Origin of the sequence: Streptomyces triticagri (genome assembly GCF_003429565.1) — a bacterium.
GTDB classification, from domain to species: Bacteria; Actinomycetota; Actinomycetes; order Streptomycetales; family Streptomycetaceae; genus Streptomyces; species Streptomyces triticagri.
Genome location: NZ_QUAK01000064.1, coordinates 118,103 through 134,095, shown reverse-complemented (window position 1 = coordinate 134,095; position 15,993 = coordinate 118,103). Strand labels below are relative to the sequence as shown.

The window sequence follows — 15,993 nt, the reverse complement described above, 5'->3', positions numbered from 1 at the left end:
CGCGGGCAGCCGCCGGGGCCGCGGCCCCGACACCGGCGGCGCCGGCCGCGCCCGCCGCGGCCAGCATCCTCAGGAGCAACCGCCGGTCCACTCCCGCCGCCCGCGCCTCGCCGGCCAGGAACTGCCGCCTTCTCAGCCGGTCGTGCGCCACTTCACCGATGTGATCACTCATGGGCACATCGTCGACTCCGGCCCACCGCCAACTCCATGACAGGGCCGTGAAGTTCATGTGTCACTCGGCCGGGCGAGGTACTTCGGGTGCCCCGAGTCCGGCTCCGACGCGGCGGGCCGCGTCCAGGACCGCGGGCTCGCCGGAGCGCTCGTCGAGCACCACGACATCGATGCCCGCCGGAGTGAGCAGCGACTTCGAGAACTCGATGACTGCCCAGGAGCCGTCCGGCGCCAGCTCCGTCACCCGCCACACGCTGCTCAGCGGGCGCAGGGCGCCACGGCCCCGCCAGCGGAACACCAGACCGGGCCGATCGGTCAGATGGGTGTCGACGCCGAGGATCCGGCGCGTGCGTCCCCCCGACTCGTAGGACACCTCGTCGGCGAGCCGGGCCGCACCGCGCGAGGTGCGCTCCATCGGGCGGTATGTGAACGCCGCGTTCGTGCGCCGTCCGCCGAGCCACATCGGGAATGTGGAACAGACGATCCGCCAGCGGCCCACGATCCGGTCGGGGGTCGGACTGTCAGCGTGCATGACCGGAGCCTACGGGCCGTTCCGCCCGTCGCGAGAGGCGGCCGCCGTGGATGGGGTACTGGGTGTGTACTCCTCGTCAACAGCCCCTATTCTGACTCCGGTTCGCGTCGGGCAGTGTGGTCCGGCAGCGTGTGGCAGCGACTACGGGGGTTCGGGCTCGGCGTGCGCAACGACAGGGACGACGACTACGGCATCGAGCCCCTGCTGCCCGGGGACCCCGAGCGCATCGGGGCGTACCGGCTGCTCGGACGGCTCGGTGCCGGCGGGATGGGCCGGGTGTTCCTGGCCCGTTCGGAAGGCGGCCGCACGGTGGCCGTCAAGATGGTGCACGAACAGCTGGCCGCGGATCTCGCCTTCCGTGCGCGATTCCGCCGCGAGATCGAGGCGGCCCGCCGGGTCAGCGAACGCTTCACGGCGCCCGTGCTCGACGCCGAGCCGGACGGCCGCAACCCCTGGGTGGCCACCGGCTATGTGGCTGGGCCCTCCCTCGAGCAAGTGGTGCGCTCCTCCGGGCACTTGGGCACCGATGAGGTGCTCGGCCTCGCCGATGGAATGCTGCGGGCGCTGGCCGGGATCCATGAGGCCAGGATCGTGCACCGGGATCTGAAGCCGTCCAATGTGATGGTGACGGTGCACGGCCCGAAGATCATCGACTTCGGTATCGCGCGGGCCGTCCAGACATCCGTGGAATCCCTGCTCACCAGCACCGGAATGGTGATCGGTTCCCCGGGGTTCATGGCGCCGGAGCAGGTCGTGGGCGACCCCGTCGGGCCGGAGGCCGATGTCTTCGCGCTCGGCTGCCTGCTGACGTACGCGGCCACGGGGCGGCTGCCGTTCGGCACGGGGGCGTCGAACCAGCACGCGGTGATGTACCAGATCGTCGAGTCGCCGCCGGACCTGGATGCCGTGGACGATCCGTTTCTGCGGCAGCTCATCGAGAGCTGTCTGACCAAGGCACCTTCCGAACGGCCCGTCGTACACGCTCTGTTGGAGCGGATCGCAGCGGACGGCAGGGTGGGGTCGGCGGGGGCCGCCGGAGCGGCGGACGGTGCGGTCGCCTCGTGGCTGCCGCCGGAACTGGTCGCCCGTATCGCTCGGCAGACCGCCGCGATCATCGACAGGGACGTCCCGGCGGTACGGTCCGCGGAGCCCTCGGCGGGTGACCCCAGGGACTCTGCAGCGCCCGAGCCCGGAGACTCCGCAGCACCTGCCGATCCCGAAGGACCCACAGGTCCCACCGACCCTGCCGATCCTGCGGGTTCTGCGGATTCCGCCGCGCCGGAGGCCGACGGTCCGGAGACCCCCGATACTCCGGACGCGGACCGGCCGGACGTACCCACCGTCGGGCTGCGCCCGGAGCGGGAGGCGAAGGGCCCCGCGGGCGGCCGAGTCCCCGTCGCCGTACCGGAATCCGCATCCGTGGACGACGCCTCGACTCCTCCTCCTTCTTCTTCTCCCACGGTCGGCCGTCGCGCCACGAAGCGCAGGATCTGGGCGGTCGCCGCGGCCGCGGTCGCCGTGGTCCTGATCGGCGGCGGTGTCGCCCTGCTCCAGCGCGGCGACGGGGATACGGACGCCTCCGGCGGACGGCCGGGAGCCTCCGCGGCCGGCCCGAGCGCGACAGCGACCGCGGACCGTTCCGGCTCCGCCGACAAGGGCAAGGACGGCAAGGAAGGCAAGGACAACGAGAAGGACGAAGGCAAGGGCAAGGACTCCGCCGAAGGCGACGACAAGGGCGAGGACGGAGCCGGAAAGGGCGACGGCGCGTCGGCGCCCGCCGGCTCCGGGAACGACGACTCGCCCGCCGGCGGAGGCTCCGGGGCGGGCGAGGGGTCCGGCGGCGGCACCGGCTCCGGCGGTGGCGGTTCGGGCGGTGGAGGCAAGCCGCCGGCAGGCGGTGACGCCCCGTCGTCAGGTTCGGTGCCGGGGGCCTTCCTCGGCACCTGGACCCGCGAAACCCATGTCTCCGGCGGTGACTTCACCAAGGTGGTGGTGCGCCAGGCAGCGCCGAACGAGACCGTCATGACGCTGTCCCGGGACTACGGCAACTCCTGTGTGGCGCGGGCCACCCTGATCGCGGTGCAGGACGGCGGCAAACGACTCTCCGTATCGGCACCCGTCGTGGAGTCGGGCATGTGCACGAGCTCCGGAGCCGGCACCTGGTTCCTCGACGGCGGTCTGCGCTTCCAGGGCAAGTACGGCGGGCCCGGTGCCCCGTTCCAGCGGGCCGGCTGACCGCCCCGGTTCACTCGCAGTACGCGTCTCGCCCAGGCCGCTCACCCGTCGCCAGGAACCGGCTGACCAGCCGGTCGCCGCACGCCGTGCCGTTGGCCAGATAGGCGTCGTGCCCGGTCGCGTCGTTCACCACCATGGTCGCGCGGTCGCCCAGGGCCGCGCGGAGCTTGCGGGCGCCGCTCAGTGGGGTGGCGACGTCACGGGCGTTCTGGATCAGCAGGACGTTCGACGGCCCGCGGTCCGTGATCCGTACCGGCTTCTCCCGCTGCGGGTACGGCCAGGCGGCACAGACCATCGCATTGCGCGGCATGCCGGCGGTCAGCGGGTACGCGGAGCGGCTCTCGGCCACGTCCTTGCGGTAGCCGGCGGCCGACTCGGGCCATTCGACGTCGTTGCACAGGACGCCGGCGCCGACGGCCGCGTTGTTCTGCAGGGCCTCCTCCGGCGGGGCCTCGGGCGCGGGCGGCACGGTGCCCTGCTCGGCGGCGGAGATCAGCTTGGCCAGGGCGGGGAAGCGGTCGGGGGCGTAGAAGGAGTCGAGCAGCGTCTGGCGAAGGACGTTCCCGTTGAGCTCCTCCGGGTTGGCCCCGGGCCAGGGGATCGGCTCGCGGTCGAGCCGGGCCGCGAGCCGCAGGAAGCGGGGCCGCACCTCCGCCGCCGTGGCGGCCAGCCGGTCCGGGTTGTCCGGGTCGGCCGCCCACTCGGCGAACACCGGGAAGGTGTCCTCGACGCCCTGCTCGTGCCCGGCGAGCCAGGCCCTCGACACCCGCTCGGGATCCGGGTCGTCGTTGCTGTCGAGCACGATCCGGTCGGTGCGGTGCGCGAACAACTCGCCGTACACGGCGCCGACATACGTCCCGTACGACACACCCCAGGCGGAGATCCTGCGCTCGCCGAGCGCCTCCCTGATCCGGTCGATGTCACGGGCCTCGTTCGCGGTGCTCAGATGCTGCAGCAACTCGTCCCCGTTGCGCGCGCAGGTCTTCGCCATACGCCGCGCCGTGGCCAGATTCTCGGTGATCGAGCCGTCCGGGGCGGGCCACGGGCGGAGCTTGGAGAGCGCCAGGTCCGCGTGCTCCAGGTTGCAGTCGACCGGGTTCGAGCGGCCGACTCCCCGCGGGTCGAAGCCGATCAGGTCGTAGGTGTCCCGCACCTTCTGCGGGAGCTTCTGCCCCTTGCCGGAGGGGTCGTTGATGCTGGACCCGCCGGGTCCGCCGGGAATCAGGACCAGCGCGCCGCGCCGCTTTCCGGGACTCTCACTCGGGATGCGCGAAACGGCGATCCCGATCTGCTCGCCGTCCGGCTCGGAGTAGTCCATCGGCACCCGCAGCGTGGCACACTCCTGGCGCGGATCGAGTCCTTCGCCCCGACAGGGGCCCCAATCGAGGCCCGGTGGTGCGGCTGCCGAGCCGGCGGCCTCGTCCGGCGCCGCAGCCGTCAGCGGCACGGCGAGGGCCCCGACGGCGAGGACGGTGGCGAACAGCGTGACACGGCGTCCGGTCTGCACATTGCGTCTGGTCTGCGTCATACGACGACTCTCGCCGCTCGAGCACCCTGCAGCCATCCGACCAACCGGCGTACCGCATCGGGGGGTTGCCCCCGTACCACCCTCGGGCGGGCCGGTGCGATCGGACGCGCACGACGCACGTCCGCCGGCCCGCCCGCCGGCGGGGCACGGTGTTCAGGGGTAGTACGCCGCCGGGTCGGGCTGGTCGAGCCGGATCACGAACTCCGCGCGCCAGGCGGGCAGTTCGGCCAGGTGGAAGCGCACCCGCTCGCCGATGCGGATGGTGCGGAAGCCCTCCGTGACGATGTCCGTGTAGCTGAAGCTGTAGTGGTGTCCGTCCTCCTCGTCCCGCAGGACGTACATGCCGATCGGGGCGCCGGTTCCGTCGCCCTCCGAGCTGCGGTCGACGACGACGCCGAATCGGGCCGATGTCATACGGGAGCCTCCAGTTCCTCCACGCAACGGAATCCCACGGCGTTGCTCGTGCCGGGCTTTCGGTACTGGCTCTTGCTGCTCGCCTGCACGGCGCGCAGCGGATTGTCGTAGCTGCCGCCGCAGATGACGGCCGTCCCGGGGCCGTCGACCGAACTGGACGTCCATTCCCAGACGTTGCCGGCCATGCCCACCACGCCGTAGGGCGAGCGGTTCTCCGGGTGGGCGTGCACGGCGGTCGCGCGGGCACGCCGCATGGCGTCCCCGACGAATTCGGTCCGCCAGGCCTGGTAGGTGACGAGAGGTCGGCCGACCCAGGTGTCCGCGCAGTTGACGGGAGGCGCCTCGGTGCGGTCGCCCCAGGGGAAGAGCCGCCCGTCCCGGCCGCGGGCCGCCGCCTCCCATTCGAGCGAGGTCGGCAGCCGCTTCCCCTCGTAGGCGGCGAAGGCGTACGCACTCCACCATGTGACGCAGACGGCGGGATGGTCGTCGAAGGCGGGATCGGTGAAGTACTGCGGATCCCGCAGACGGTCGGCGGGCGGTAGGTGCGTGACGTGGGCAGGCTGGTCGGGGTGGTCCCAGGGGGAGGTGCCGTCGGGGTGCAGCGCTGCCAGAAAGCGGCGGTAGCGGGCCACGGTCACGGTGTGCCGGTCGAATCGTACGGGCCGCAGGAGCAACCGCTCGGCCGGTCCCACCAGATGGGTACCCGGTGTCAACACGCAGTCGTCGGAGGGGCGTTGGGGCAGGCGGGCACGGAAGGCGCGTACCAGGTCGGTCAGGCAGGGCTCGGGGACGGGAGACGGCTCGGTGAGGTCCGCCAGGTACCGCGCGGCGAACAGTTCCTGGTACGCGGAGTGGACAAGTGCGAAACACTCCGTCCCGGCCGGCCGCAACAGCGGTGCGAGGAGCAGCGCCGTCGGTTCGAGGCAGCCGTCGGCGAAAGCCTCGGCACCCAGCATGCGGTACAGGTCGACCAGGGAGAACCGGGTCTGCCCGGCGAGAAAGGCTCGTCCGAAGCCTTCCCGCACCCGGGGCAGCAGGTGAGCCGCCCCGGCGTCTTCCAGGACGCCGCGCGTGCTGCGGTCGAGGAGTATGTCGAGCTCCGTCCGCTCCTCCTGACCCGCGGCGAGCCGCGCTTCGAGCGGCGTGCGGCCGGGGCCGCCGAGCCGTATCAGGTGGAAGTGCGGCAACCGGGCCGGGTCGACGCCGCCCGCGTACATCTGCTCGACCAGCTGTTCGCTGGGCGTCGCTCCGCGGTCCAGGAGGCTGCGGATCTGCGGGGAGTCGGCGAGGAACGACACCCGGGAACTCATCACGACCGTCGACTCGGCGGACAGGACGGGCGCCAGGTCGGCGAACAGGCGAAGAAGGCCGGCGGGCGACCGGTCCGCGACGGTCTCGTCGACCGCGTCCAGGATGCAGAGCGCGGACCCCGACCTGATCAGGTACAGGAACAGGTCGTACGCCCGGGAGCGGTCCGTCGTCATACAAGGTGCGAGCAGCCGGCCGACGTACTCGCCGAAGGACTCGTCCCGCGGCTTGAGACTCAGGTCGAAGTAGAACCGGAAGCGACGGCCGACGGGCGCCCGGGCAAGCCCCTTGAGGAGGGTGCTCTTTCCACTGCCCGGCCGGCCCGTGACGAGGACGTTCGCGGAGCCTCGGGCGAGCTGGGCCAGGAGCCGTGCGGCGTCGTCTGCGGGGTCCACCCGCAGATCTCCGGTGCGCTCGTCCGGGCGCAGCACATGCGCGGTCAACGCCTGCACAGAGACAGGTGGTTGAGGCCGGTCCCCGGTGGCGAGATGTGCGTCGATGTCCATCACTGTGGAGACGAAGCCGTCGTACTCCACACAGCGGAAGTCCTGGCCGAGCAAATCGGTCAGCGCTTCACTCGCTTCGTCGAGCACGACGAACCGGGTGAGCTTCGGAAGCCGGGTGCGCAGCAGTACGCCGTCCGTCCGGTTCAGTACGGTCCGCAGCTCTTCGGCATCGGTGGAGAGCACCAGTTCCACGTACTCGAGACGCATTCCCGACTCGCGGCAGAACAGCTGGTACACGGTGTCCGGGGACAGCACGAAGCGTTTGGCGATCCGGTGTCCGAGCGTGACGTACAGACCGGAGAGGAACTCGCAGCGCCGCGCGACCTCGGGTGCCAGGTGCGGCTCACCGCCGGCGAGCGCGGCGCTGCCCGTGCTGGTGAACCAGGCGAGCACATCGACGAGGCGGCGGACGGCGAGCAGCCCGTCCTCCTCGGCGACCTCGTACCCGTCGTGCGCGGAGCGGTTGCGCAGCCTGCGGATGTCGTCGAGTGCGTTCACCACGGGCGAGCTGCGGATGTGCGGCTGGCAGCGCTTGATGAGGTCGTTCAGGGCCCGCCCGCTCGGGTCGCCCTCGATGTCGTGGTGGCGCCAGAGTTCCTTGAGGAGGCGCTCGGTGAGATTGCCGATCAGCGAGATGGCGTTCTCCGGATAGCCGTCGGCGATGGAACGCAGAGGTCGCCGGAGATCCATGTCCAGATGAGCGGCGATGCGGGTGTGCTCGTCCAGTTCGGCGCGGAGCCTGTCGAGTCGTTCGTCGACGGGCGCGCTCATGAGGTCGCCCGGAGCGCGAGCGTGCCGCGCACGAAGGCGAAACGGTCCGGGAACGTGAGCTCGTCCTCGGGGTGTGCCGCCCTGATCTCCGCGATCCCGCGTTCAATCCGGTCGTCGTCGAAGTCCGCCAGTACGGACATGTAGCGCGCCCGGACCATGGCGAGGTAGCGCTCCTTGGGAAGGCGCAACTGGTGTTCCACATAGGTGAGGTCGGCTTCCAGGCCGGCCGCTCGCAGGTGTGCCGCGATTCCCGCGGGGTCGGGTTGGAGTTCCTCGTACCGCTTCAGCGCGGCGGGGAAGAGAGGGTAGGCGATGGTGGCGGGGAGCATGGCGACGAGGATGCGGCCGCCCGGTGCGAGCAGGCGGGCAAGTCCGTGCAGGGTGGCGCCCGGGTCGGTGAAGTGATGGACGGCTTCCTTGATCCAGATCGCGTCCAGCCGTTCGTGCGGCAGACCGACTCGCCCCTCGGCCACCTCCTCGGCGAAGGCCCGAATCGGTCTCAGACCAGCGGGGGGGGGGGTGCCCGATTTGGCGAAGCATCGCGGCGGACGGGTCGATGCAGGCGATCGGTGCCTGCGGCTGGACCGACGCCAGGACCTCGCGGGTGAAAAGGCCGGTGCCGCAGCCGATGTCGGCGATCCGGTCCTCGGGCTCCAGGTTCAGTGCCTCGGTGATTCTTCCGGCCATCCACTGGGCGTACCCCGGGCGGTAGTCCCAGTTCTCCTCGTAGTTCTCGGCGAGTCCCTCGTAGTGCTCGCCTGCGTCCCGGTCCACTCCGTGCCCCCCATCAGCCGAACGGCCATGTCCCGTGCCATGCAACAGACTTCGGCGCCGCCGGGCAAGTCCGCCGTCATGCGTGGCGGCGGGCCGGACGTGCGCGGACGGCGAAGAGCGGTCCTGCCCGTGGTGGGCGGGACCGCTCTTCGGTGACTCATGGGGCGCGGACGTCAGCGCAGCTGCTCGTACGCCGGGAGGGTCAGGAAGTCGACGTAGTCGGTGTCCAGGGAGACCTGCAGGAGCAGGTCGTGGGCCTGCTGCCAGTTGCCCGCGGCGAACGCCTCCTCGCCGATCTCCTCGCGGATCGCGGCCAGTTCCTCGGCCGCGACCTTGCGGGCGAGTTCCGGGGTGGCCTTCTCGCCGTTCTCGAAGACCACGCCCGCGTTGATCCACTGCCAGATCTGCGAGCGGGAGATCTCCGCGGTGGCCGCGTCCTCCATCAGGTTGAAGATCGCGACGGCGCCGAGGCCGCGCAGCCAGGCCTCGATGTAACGGGTGCCGACCTGGACCGCGTTGCGCAGACCGTCGTAGGTGGGCTTGGCGTCGAGGCTGTCGATGGCGATCAGATCGCCGGGCGCCACCGAGACGTCCTCGCGGAGGCGCTCCTTCTGGTTCGGCTTGTCGCCGAGGACCGCGTCGAAGGAGGCCATGGCGATCGGGACCAGGTCGGGGTGGGCGACCCAGGAGCCGTCGAAGCCGTCGGCGGCCTCGCGGTCCTTGTCGTTCTTCACCTTCTCGAAGGCGACCTTGTTCACCTCGGCGTCCCGGCGGGACGGGATGAACGCCGCCATGCCGCCGATGGCGTGCGCGCCGCGCTTGTGGCAGGTGCGCACCAGGAGTTCGGTGTACGCGCGCATGAACGGGGCCGTCATGGTCACCGCGTTGCGGTCCGGCAGGACGAACTTCTGGCCGCCGTCACGGAAGTTCTTGACGATGGAGAAGAGGTAGTCCCAGCGGCCCGCGTTCAACCCCGAGGCGTGGTCGCGCAGTTCGTAGAGGATCTCGTCCATCTCGTACGCGGCGGTGATGGTCTCGATCAGGACGGTGGCGCGGACGGTGCCCTGCGGGATGCCGACGTAGTCCTGGGCGAAGACGAAGATCTCGTTCCAGAGCCGGGCCTCGAGGTGCGACTCGGTCTTCGGCAGGTAGAAGTACGGGCCCTTGCCGAGGTCGATCAGACGCTGCGCGTTGTGGAAGAAGTACAGGCCGAAGTCGACCAGGGCGCCGGGCACCGGGGTGCCGTCGAGCTGCAGGTGGCGCTCGTCGAGGTGCCAGCCGCGGGGGCGCATCACGACGGTGGCGAGCTCCTCGGCGGGCTTCAGGGCGTACGACTTGCCGGTGCGCTCGTCGGTGAAGTCGACCTGGCGGCGGTAGGCGTCGCTCAGGTTGAGCTGGCCGCCGACGACGTTCTCCCAGGTGGGGGCGGAGGCGTCCTCGAAGTCTGCGAGCCAGATCTTCGCGCCCGAGTTGAGGGCGTTGATCGTCATCTTGCGGTCGGTGGGGCCGGTGATCTCGACACGGCGGTCGTTCAGGGCCGCCGGAGCGGGAGCGACCCGCCAGGAGTCGTCCTCGCGGATGGAGGCCGTCTCGGGCAGGAAGTCCAGGGTGGAGGTGCGGGCGATCTCGGCGCGGCGCTCACCGCGGCGGCGAAGGAGTTCGTCACGCCGGGGCGTGAACCGGCGGTGCAGCTCGGCCACAAAGGCGAGGGCCGCGTCGGTGAGGACCTCCTCCTGCCGGGGCAGGGGCTCGGCGTCGACGATGGCCAGCGGGGACGGCGCTGGTGCGGACATGAGCTGTCACTTCCTTCAGCGGGGCACGGAATGCGGCGCGAAGGCCTCGCGCGGAGGGCGGTGGCGGGCCAGGGACGGACGGGCGGCACCGAGTGCCGCGGGGTCCGCCGGGTGGTCCCGGGGAACGCCGACGTACGAAGCGCTTCTGACCAGTGGATAGTAGTTTCCTTATGGTGGAAGTTCAATATCTGTTGACGTCGAGATTCTCTGGGTCGAGGAACCATGGCGCTGAGTGCCATCCCCGTTACTCAAGGTGCGTCAGATCGTCCGTCGTATCAATGTCGTACGCCGCGGCCACATCCGCACACGGAACCCGCAGCACCTGAGCGGCGTGCTCCCGCAGATACGTCCGCGCCCCCTGGTCACCCGTCGCGGCCGCCGCGATACCGGCCCAGTGGTCGGCGCCGAACAGCACCGGATGCCCGCGCTCCCCGTCGTACTCCGCACCGACCAGGCTCGACGCCGAGACGCACGCCTCGCGCACCCGGGCGACCGCGGCGGCGCCGATGCCGGGCTGGTCGACCAGGGTGACCAGGGCCGCCGTCACGCCCGTCGCCGCGAGCGACCCGAGGCCAGTGCGCAGCGAAGAGCCCATGCCGGAGGCCCAGTCGGGGTTGTCGACGACGACGCAGCCCGTGAGGTCCGCCCGCGCCCGTACGGCCTTGGATGCGGCGCCGAGCACCACATGCACCCGGACGCAGCCGCCCTCGCGCAGCGCGCGCACGGCGTGCTCGACCAGTGGCCGTCCCCGATGCTCGAGCAACGCCTTCGGGCGCCCGCCCAGACGCCTCCCGCCCCCGGCCGCGAGCAGCAGTCCGGCCACTTCGATGTGTCCCGTGGTCATGCCCCCTGCATACCGCACCCCGTCCGTCGCCGCCGATGTGCGAATGCGACTGGCGCCGGGCGTACGCCGTGGCGTTTACTGGTCCGGCTTCTTTGCGACTTACGACCGACCATCGCGCAGGGAGGCCCGCGGGCCGGGGAGGGACCGCCGGGGAAGCAGGACGTGCACATCGGGATGTGCGAGGGGGAGACACGTGTTGCGGAGTGCGCAGAGCGACGCAAGGACCAGCGGCGACGACGGCCCCCGGGTCGCGGAGCTGCAGGCGTGCGTGGGCCGTCTGCAGCGTGAACTGGCCGCATATCCGGCCGAGTTCGCGGACCGGGCGATCGCCGAGGAAGAACTGGCGACCCTGGACGCCATGGCGAGGCGCGGCAGCCCCGAGGTGCGCAGGCTGCGGCTCTCGCTGCTCCTGATCGCCGGATCGATCGGCTCGGTCAGTGCGCTCGCGCCCGCACTGGCCCGACTGCACAGCGCGCTGGACCGGTTCGGGAGCGGCCGGAGCTGAGCGGCACGGGCGCCGGCCGCATAGAATCTGCTGCCATGTCAAAGCCTGACGAGCTGCTCGTCGACGTCGCCGCCCTGGTCGAGTCCGGGCAGAGCAATCAGATGTCGCTGACCGTGGTCACCAGTGGTGCCGTCATCACCGGCCGCCTCGCCCCCGAAGCCGTGTGGCGGCAGCGGGTGTCGGAGGTCCTCACGGACTCCGCAAGCCTGCGGGAGTTCTCCGCCGCCTTCTCCGCGCCCGCGAAGGGCGACGATCCACCCACCCACCTGCACTTCCACGTCGCCCGCATCCTGCAGGGCACCCTGGGCATCCCGGAGACGGGCGGGATGTACCGCGTGGCCATCGAGGACGTGGGCGCCTGGACGGTGGGCGACTTCAGCTACTCCGACGCCTGACGTCGGTCATTCCGACACCTGACCTCAGCAACTGCCACACCTGACTTCAGCAACTCCGACACCTGACGGCGCAGTCGGCCTCGGCCGGTCCCGTCCTCGCCCTGACCTGTCATGTGCGCCGGCGCGTGATCAGCCAGGTGCCTCCCACGACCAGGAGGGCGAACAGGGCGAGGCCGCCGCCGAGGCCGGCGATGATCCACAGCCGGTCGCGCAGCGTGAGCGAGCCCTGCAGGCTCACCTGTAGGGAGCCCATCGCGAAGGCGATCGTGGCCGTGAACACCGCCACCAGCTCGACGGCTCGCACGGCCGCGGCACGGCTGGTCTCCTGCAGTTCGGCGTTCGCCCTGTCCTGTCGTTCCGCGCCGCGCCGCAGTTGCGTCTCCAGCTCCTGCCACTTGCGCCGGTGCTCGGCCTCCCGCTCCTGGGCCCGCAGCTCGTACGCGGCGTCGAACTCCGCGCGCATCCTGCCCTGCAGGATCTCGTCCCGCTTGCTCAGATACTGCTCCTGCAGGAGTTTGTGGCTGCCCCGGCTGCCGAGCGCCGGCAAGTGGCGCAGCGCGGCGGTGATGGTGACGAGCGCGGCGTCGTTCTCGCGGCACATGTGCTGCCCCGAGGCGAGGCGGTACTCGAAGATGTGGTCCCCGGGGTACTCCCGCACCGCCTGCTCGGCCCGGCTGCGCAGCAGTTCGCCGTAGCCGTCGAACGGCACCGCGAACTGGATGCCGTTGAGGCAGATGTCCACCACGTGCCGGGTGCGCTCCGGCGAATCCCATGCCTCGTCGAGCAGCCCGACGGCGTGCTCGGCGGTGATGACGGGACTGCCGAAGGCGGCGAACGAACGCAGCGCGACGAACAGGGGGTTGCGCCGGTGCACCCCCGCGGCGAGAGCGAGCAGCGAGGAGTCGAGGAACTGGTGCAGTTCGTCGGACCAGAAGTTCGAGCGCAGCTTGCCCGCGTGGTACAGGGTGGCGAAGTACGCCGCATCGCCGCTCGCCGAATCGTCGCTGACGATGTCCTCCGTCGCCCGTGACAGCTCGCGACCGGACTCCACACTGTCCTTGGTGATGAAGGCGTAGCCGAGACTCCACTTCTCCAGGATCTCCGTGCGGTACTCACGCGGGGCGTGCTCGACCAGCCAGGACGAGCAGGCGGCGGCGGTACGGACCGTCGGCAGCTCCAGGAACCTCAGGCGCCAGTAGCGGTCGGCGCAGATGAGCCGGGGATCGGCGGCGAAGTCCGCGGAGTCGAGGGTGAACGGCGGGGTGCTGCCCTCCCGCATCAGATCCTCCGCCACCTGCTCGCACACCCGGTCCAGTTCCCGCGAGTCCGTGGCGGACACCGCGTCGAGTCGTGCGGTCACCGTCGTCGCGTCCATCTGCTCCCCCCAGGGTCGACCGATGCCCAACTGCCTACCACCTGCCCGCCGATCATGCCGGACTATCATGCGTTCATGCAGGTAGATGTGGTCACCGCGGTGCACGAGCCGTACGCCGTGTTCCTCGCGTCCGCATGGGACTCGCTGCGCCGCCAGAGCCACGCCCACTGGTCCTGGCTGGTCCAGATCGACGGACCGTCGGCGGCCGTCGCCGCCGCGCTGGAGGCCTGCGGTGCCTCGGACGATCCCCGGGTCACGGTGCGGGCCAACGGCACCGCCGAAGGCCCCGCCGTCACCCGGAACATCGCGCTCGGCCGGACCGCCGCGCCGCTGGTGCAGAATCTGGACGCGGACGACGAACTGGAGCCGGCGGCCCTGGACTTGCTCGCCGCTGCCCTCGCCGCGCATCCGCGCGCGGGATACGCGGTCGGCCATGCGCGCGACCTGCTGCCCGACGGCCGCCTGACGACCCACGACCTGCCCGTACGGCCCGGACCGCTGCCGCGCGGCGCCCTGTCGGCGCAGTGGGCCGCGGCGGACCGCCCGTACGGCCTTCCCGTGCATCCGGCGGGCGCCATGTGGCGGCGCTCCCTGCTGCTCGCTCTCGGCGGCTGGTCCGCGCTGCACGGCATGGAGGACACCGGGCTGCTCATCGCCGCATCGGCGGCAGCGGACGGAGTGCTGGTCGACGCCCCGACCCTGCGCTACCGCAAACACCCCGCCCAACGCTCCGGACAGACCTCGAAATTCAGCGGGGGGGGGGGAGCAGATTGCACTGGTCCGGCGCCGCGCCGAGCTGCTCGGCAGCCTCCCGGCGTGGACCGACCGGTAGCCCCCCGGAGTGGACAGACCGATCCGGCGGGGTGTGACGGAAGGGGCGGCGGTCAGCGCCGCAGCATCCCCCGGGCCGTCGCCGCGGCCACCGCGGCCGTACGGGAGTCGACGCCCAACTTGGCGTAGATGTGCACCAGATGGGACTTCACCGTCGCCTGGCTGAGGAACAGTTCCTTGCTGATCTGCAGATTCGACAGGCCGTCGCCGACGAGACGGAGCACCTCGAGTTCGCGGCGGCTCAGCGCCTCGCCCGGCGCCCGCATCCGGCCCATCAGGCGGTGGGCGACGGCGGGCGCCAGGGCGGAACGCCCCGCCGCCGCGGTCCGTACCGCGGCCGCCAGCTCTTCGGGCGGTGCGTCCTTGAGGAGATAGCCGCTCGCCCCGGCCTCGACCGCCGCGAGGATGTCGGCCTCGGAGTCGTAGGTGGTGAGCACCAGGACGCGCGGCGCGCCCTCGCGGGCGACGATCGCCGCCGTGGCCTCGGCGCCGTGCATACGGCCGGGCCCGAACTGCAGGTCCATCAGGACCACGTCCAGCGGCTCGGTGGCGGCGATCCGCACCGCGTCCTCGGCCTGCGCCGCCTCCGCGACGACCCGGAAGTCGGGCTCGGTGTCCAGTACGGCGCGGAGCCCGGCCCGTACCACCGGATGATCGTCGGCGAGCAGCAGCCGCACCTGGTCACTCATGCCGGCCTCCCGCCGCGCTCGTGGACGGCGGCAGCGGCAGCGTGACGGCGACGGCGGTGCCCTCGCCGGGCGCCGACTCGATGGTGAGGGCACCGCCCAGTGACTGCGCGCGCGACCGCATGGCAGGCAGTCCGAAGCCCCCGCTCGGGCCGGCGCCGCGCGGCCCGTCCCCGTCCTGCGGCGCATCGGGGTCGAAACCCACGCCGTCGTCCACGACGTCGAGGGCCACCGCGGTGTCCATGAAGCTCAGCGTGATCGAGGCACGGCCGGCGCGCGCGTGCCGCACCGTGTTGGCGAGCGCCGACTGGGCGATACGCAGCAGTGCCACCTCGTACGGAGTGGGCAGCCCGACCGGTTCGCCGCTCACCCCGAAGCGCACCTCGGGGCCGGGCGCCGCGGCGCAGAGCCGCTCGAGGGCGCGGGTCAGCGAACCGTTCTCCAGGTCGGGCGGGGTCAGCTCACGTACGAAACGGCGGGCCTCCGCCAGATTGTCCTGTGCGGCCACCCGCGCCTCGCGGACATGCGCGAGGGCGGGGGCGTCCGCGGGCAGGGCCCGTTCGGCAGCCCGCAGCAGCAGCTGGATGCTGGACAGGCCCTGGGCCAGGGTGTCGTGGATCTCGCGGGCGAGGCGTTCGCGTTCGGCCAGGGTGCCGGCCGACCGCTCGGCGTCGGCCAGCTCCGCGCGGGTGGCGAGCAGCTCCTCGATGAGCTCGCGCCGGCGCTCGCTCTCCCCGTACAGGGCGCGATGGCCGAGCACGGTGCCGACGGCGACGGCCGCACCGAGGAACGGTCCGATCACCGCGCCCGGCGTCGCGGGTCCGCCGTGACCGACGAAGCTCGCGGTCGCGGCGGCCGTACTGACCGCCACCAGGAGCAGCCCCCAGCGCAGCGGAAGCACGTGCAACTGCAGGAAGAACAGCGGGAAGGCGATCCACAGCGCATCCGGCGTGAGGAACAGCAGCACCGCCCACAGCACGCACAGCACCGCGAGCCATCCCGCCGAGGCCTCCCGGGTACGCCGGGCGGCCGGGACCAGCAGACCACCGGCGTACACCGCGGCGAGCGCCCCGCTCACGGCGATCACCGCGGGCGCGTGCGGCTCGCCGTCCGTCGCCGCGCGGACGGCGACCAGCGCGAGCAGCGAGGCCATCAGCAGATGCAGACAGCCGCGCAGGGCGCGCAGGACCGGGGTGAGCGAACGGACATCCATGACCTGCCAAGAGTAGGCAGGTCAGGCGCTCGCACGGTCAATCGAAAGGTTGATTCCCGGCTGCGTCCTTCGGCTCCGGGAATGCCTGCCCGGGCTCGATGCGCCGGCGCCA

The 15,993-nt window shown here is 71.6% G+C and carries 14 protein-coding genes; 4 read left to right on the top strand and 10 right to left on the bottom strand.

What is annotated here, in order from left to right; translation table 11 throughout:
- Window positions 1-232: 232 nt before the first annotated feature.
- The gene (locus tag DY218_RS35030) at window positions 233-703 is read right to left on the bottom strand and encodes a hypothetical protein (RefSeq protein ID WP_233521530.1); all 471 of its coding nucleotides are present in this window, start codon (window positions 701-703) and stop codon (window positions 233-235) included.
- Window positions 704-865: 162 nt separating this feature from the next.
- On the opposite strand from DY218_RS35030, the gene DY218_RS34505 reads away from it, so the two are divergent.
- Window positions 866-2,938, top strand: a complete 2,073-nt coding sequence (locus DY218_RS34505) for a protein kinase domain-containing protein (RefSeq protein ID WP_233521526.1) — start codon at window positions 866-868, stop codon at window positions 2,936-2,938.
- 10 nt (window positions 2,939-2,948) lie between these two features.
- Here DY218_RS34505 and DY218_RS11850 read toward each other — a convergent pair whose 3' ends face one another.
- The 6 genes from DY218_RS11850 to DY218_RS11825 all read right to left on the bottom strand — a co-directional run bounded on the left by DY218_RS11850 (window position 2,949) and on the right by DY218_RS11825 (window position 10,876).
- On the bottom strand, window positions 2,949-4,466 hold the full coding sequence (locus DY218_RS11850; RefSeq protein ID WP_128555921.1) for an alpha/beta hydrolase: 1,518 nt from the start codon (window positions 4,464-4,466) through the stop codon (window positions 2,949-2,951).
- Window positions 4,467-4,619: 153 nt separating this feature from the next.
- Window positions 4,620-4,880, bottom strand: a complete 261-nt coding sequence (locus DY218_RS11845) for a hypothetical protein (RefSeq protein ID WP_128555920.1) — start codon at window positions 4,878-4,880, stop codon at window positions 4,620-4,622.
- Window positions 4,877-7,465, bottom strand: coding sequence for an SUMF1/EgtB/PvdO family nonheme iron enzyme (locus DY218_RS11840; RefSeq protein WP_128555919.1), 2,589 nt, complete (start codon window positions 7,463-7,465; stop codon window positions 4,877-4,879). Before DY218_RS11840 ends, DY218_RS11845 begins: the two co-directional genes overlap by 4 nt.
- The gene (locus tag DY218_RS11835) at window positions 7,462-7,938 is read right to left on the bottom strand and encodes a methyltransferase domain-containing protein (RefSeq protein WP_233521525.1); all 477 of its coding nucleotides are present in this window, start codon (window positions 7,936-7,938) and stop codon (window positions 7,462-7,464) included. Before DY218_RS11835 ends, DY218_RS11840 begins: the two co-directional genes overlap by 4 nt.
- 474 nt (window positions 7,939-8,412) lie before the next feature.
- Entirely contained in the window at window positions 8,413-10,032 is a 1,620-nt protein-coding gene (aceB, locus tag DY218_RS11830; RefSeq protein ID WP_128555918.1) for a malate synthase A, read from the bottom strand.
- A 244-nt stretch (window positions 10,033-10,276) separates the two neighbouring features.
- Complete coding sequence (locus DY218_RS11825) at window positions 10,277-10,876, bottom strand: nucleotidyltransferase family protein (RefSeq protein ID WP_128555917.1); 600 nt, start codon at window positions 10,874-10,876, stop codon at window positions 10,277-10,279.
- A gap of 193 nt (window positions 10,877-11,069) precedes the next feature.
- On the opposite strand from DY218_RS11825, the gene DY218_RS11820 reads away from it, so the two are divergent.
- Both DY218_RS11820 and DY218_RS11815 read left to right on the top strand, forming a co-directional pair.
- A complete protein-coding gene (locus tag DY218_RS11820; RefSeq protein WP_128555916.1) occupies window positions 11,070-11,381 on the top strand; it encodes a DUF5955 family protein in 312 nt (103 codons plus the stop codon).
- A gap of 35 nt (window positions 11,382-11,416) precedes the next feature.
- On the top strand, window positions 11,417-11,776 hold the full coding sequence (locus DY218_RS11815) for a hypothetical protein (protein ID WP_128555915.1): 360 nt from the start codon (window positions 11,417-11,419) through the stop codon (window positions 11,774-11,776).
- A gap of 109 nt (window positions 11,777-11,885) precedes the next feature.
- On the opposite strand, the gene DY218_RS11810 is transcribed toward DY218_RS11815, so the two are convergent.
- Entirely contained in the window at window positions 11,886-13,151 is a 1,266-nt protein-coding gene (locus DY218_RS11810; RefSeq protein ID WP_128555914.1) for a hypothetical protein, read from the bottom strand.
- Window positions 13,152-13,226: 75 nt separating this feature from the next.
- Here DY218_RS11810 and DY218_RS11805 point away from each other — a divergent pair, with 75 nt between their 5' ends.
- Window positions 13,227-14,111 carry a glycosyltransferase gene (locus DY218_RS11805; protein WP_199566702.1) on the top strand — a complete coding sequence of 295 codons (885 nt, stop codon included), beginning with the start codon at window positions 13,227-13,229 and terminating at the stop codon, window positions 14,109-14,111.
- Here the strand turns inward: DY218_RS11805 and DY218_RS11800 are convergent.
- Together DY218_RS11800 and DY218_RS11795 are read right to left on the bottom strand one after the other, a co-directional pair.
- Complete coding sequence (locus DY218_RS11800; protein ID WP_128555913.1) at window positions 14,036-14,671, bottom strand: response regulator; 636 nt, start codon at window positions 14,669-14,671, stop codon at window positions 14,036-14,038. The two genes, DY218_RS11805 and DY218_RS11800, sit on opposite strands and share 76 nt — an antisense overlap.
- Window positions 14,664-15,881: a sensor histidine kinase gene (locus DY218_RS11795; RefSeq protein WP_128555912.1), complete on the bottom strand. Its 1,218-nt coding sequence runs from the start codon at window positions 15,879-15,881 to the stop codon at window positions 14,664-14,666. Before DY218_RS11795 ends, DY218_RS11800 begins: the two co-directional genes overlap by 8 nt.
- Window positions 15,882-15,993: the final 112 nt, after the last annotated feature.

Excerpts from the sequence above, each read along its gene's own strand:
- DY218_RS35030 (WP_233521530.1), bottom strand. The coding sequence starts at position 703 with ATGCACGCTGACAGTCCGACCCCCGACCGGATCGTGGGCCGCTGGCGG.
- DY218_RS11795 (WP_128555912.1), bottom strand. The coding sequence starts at position 15,881 with ATGGATGTCCGTTCGCTCACCCCGGTCCTGCGCGCCCTGCGCGGCTGT.
- DY218_RS11805 (WP_199566702.1), top strand. The coding sequence starts at position 13,227 with ATGCAGGTAGATGTGGTCACCGCGGTGCACGAGCCGTACGCCGTGTTC.
- DY218_RS11850 (WP_128555921.1), bottom strand. The coding sequence starts at position 4,466 with ATGACGCAGACCAGACGCAATGTGCAGACCGGACGCCGTGTCACGCTG.
- DY218_RS11815 (WP_128555915.1), top strand. The coding sequence starts at position 11,417 with ATGTCAAAGCCTGACGAGCTGCTCGTCGACGTCGCCGCCCTGGTCGAG.
- DY218_RS11840 (WP_128555919.1), bottom strand. The coding sequence starts at position 7,465 with ATGAGCGCGCCCGTCGACGAACGACTCGACAGGCTCCGCGCCGAACTG.
- DY218_RS11825 (WP_128555917.1), bottom strand. The coding sequence starts at position 10,876 with ATGACCACGGGACACATCGAAGTGGCCGGACTGCTGCTCGCGGCCGGG.
- aceB (WP_128555918.1), bottom strand. The coding sequence starts at position 10,032 with ATGTCCGCACCAGCGCCGTCCCCGCTGGCCATCGTCGACGCCGAGCCC.
- DY218_RS11845 (WP_128555920.1), bottom strand. The coding sequence starts at position 4,880 with ATGACATCGGCCCGATTCGGCGTCGTCGTCGACCGCAGCTCGGAGGGC.
- DY218_RS11810 (WP_128555914.1), bottom strand. The coding sequence starts at position 13,151 with ATGGACGCGACGACGGTGACCGCACGACTCGACGCGGTGTCCGCCACG.
- DY218_RS11800 (WP_128555913.1), bottom strand. The coding sequence starts at position 14,671 with ATGAGTGACCAGGTGCGGCTGCTGCTCGCCGACGATCATCCGGTGGTA.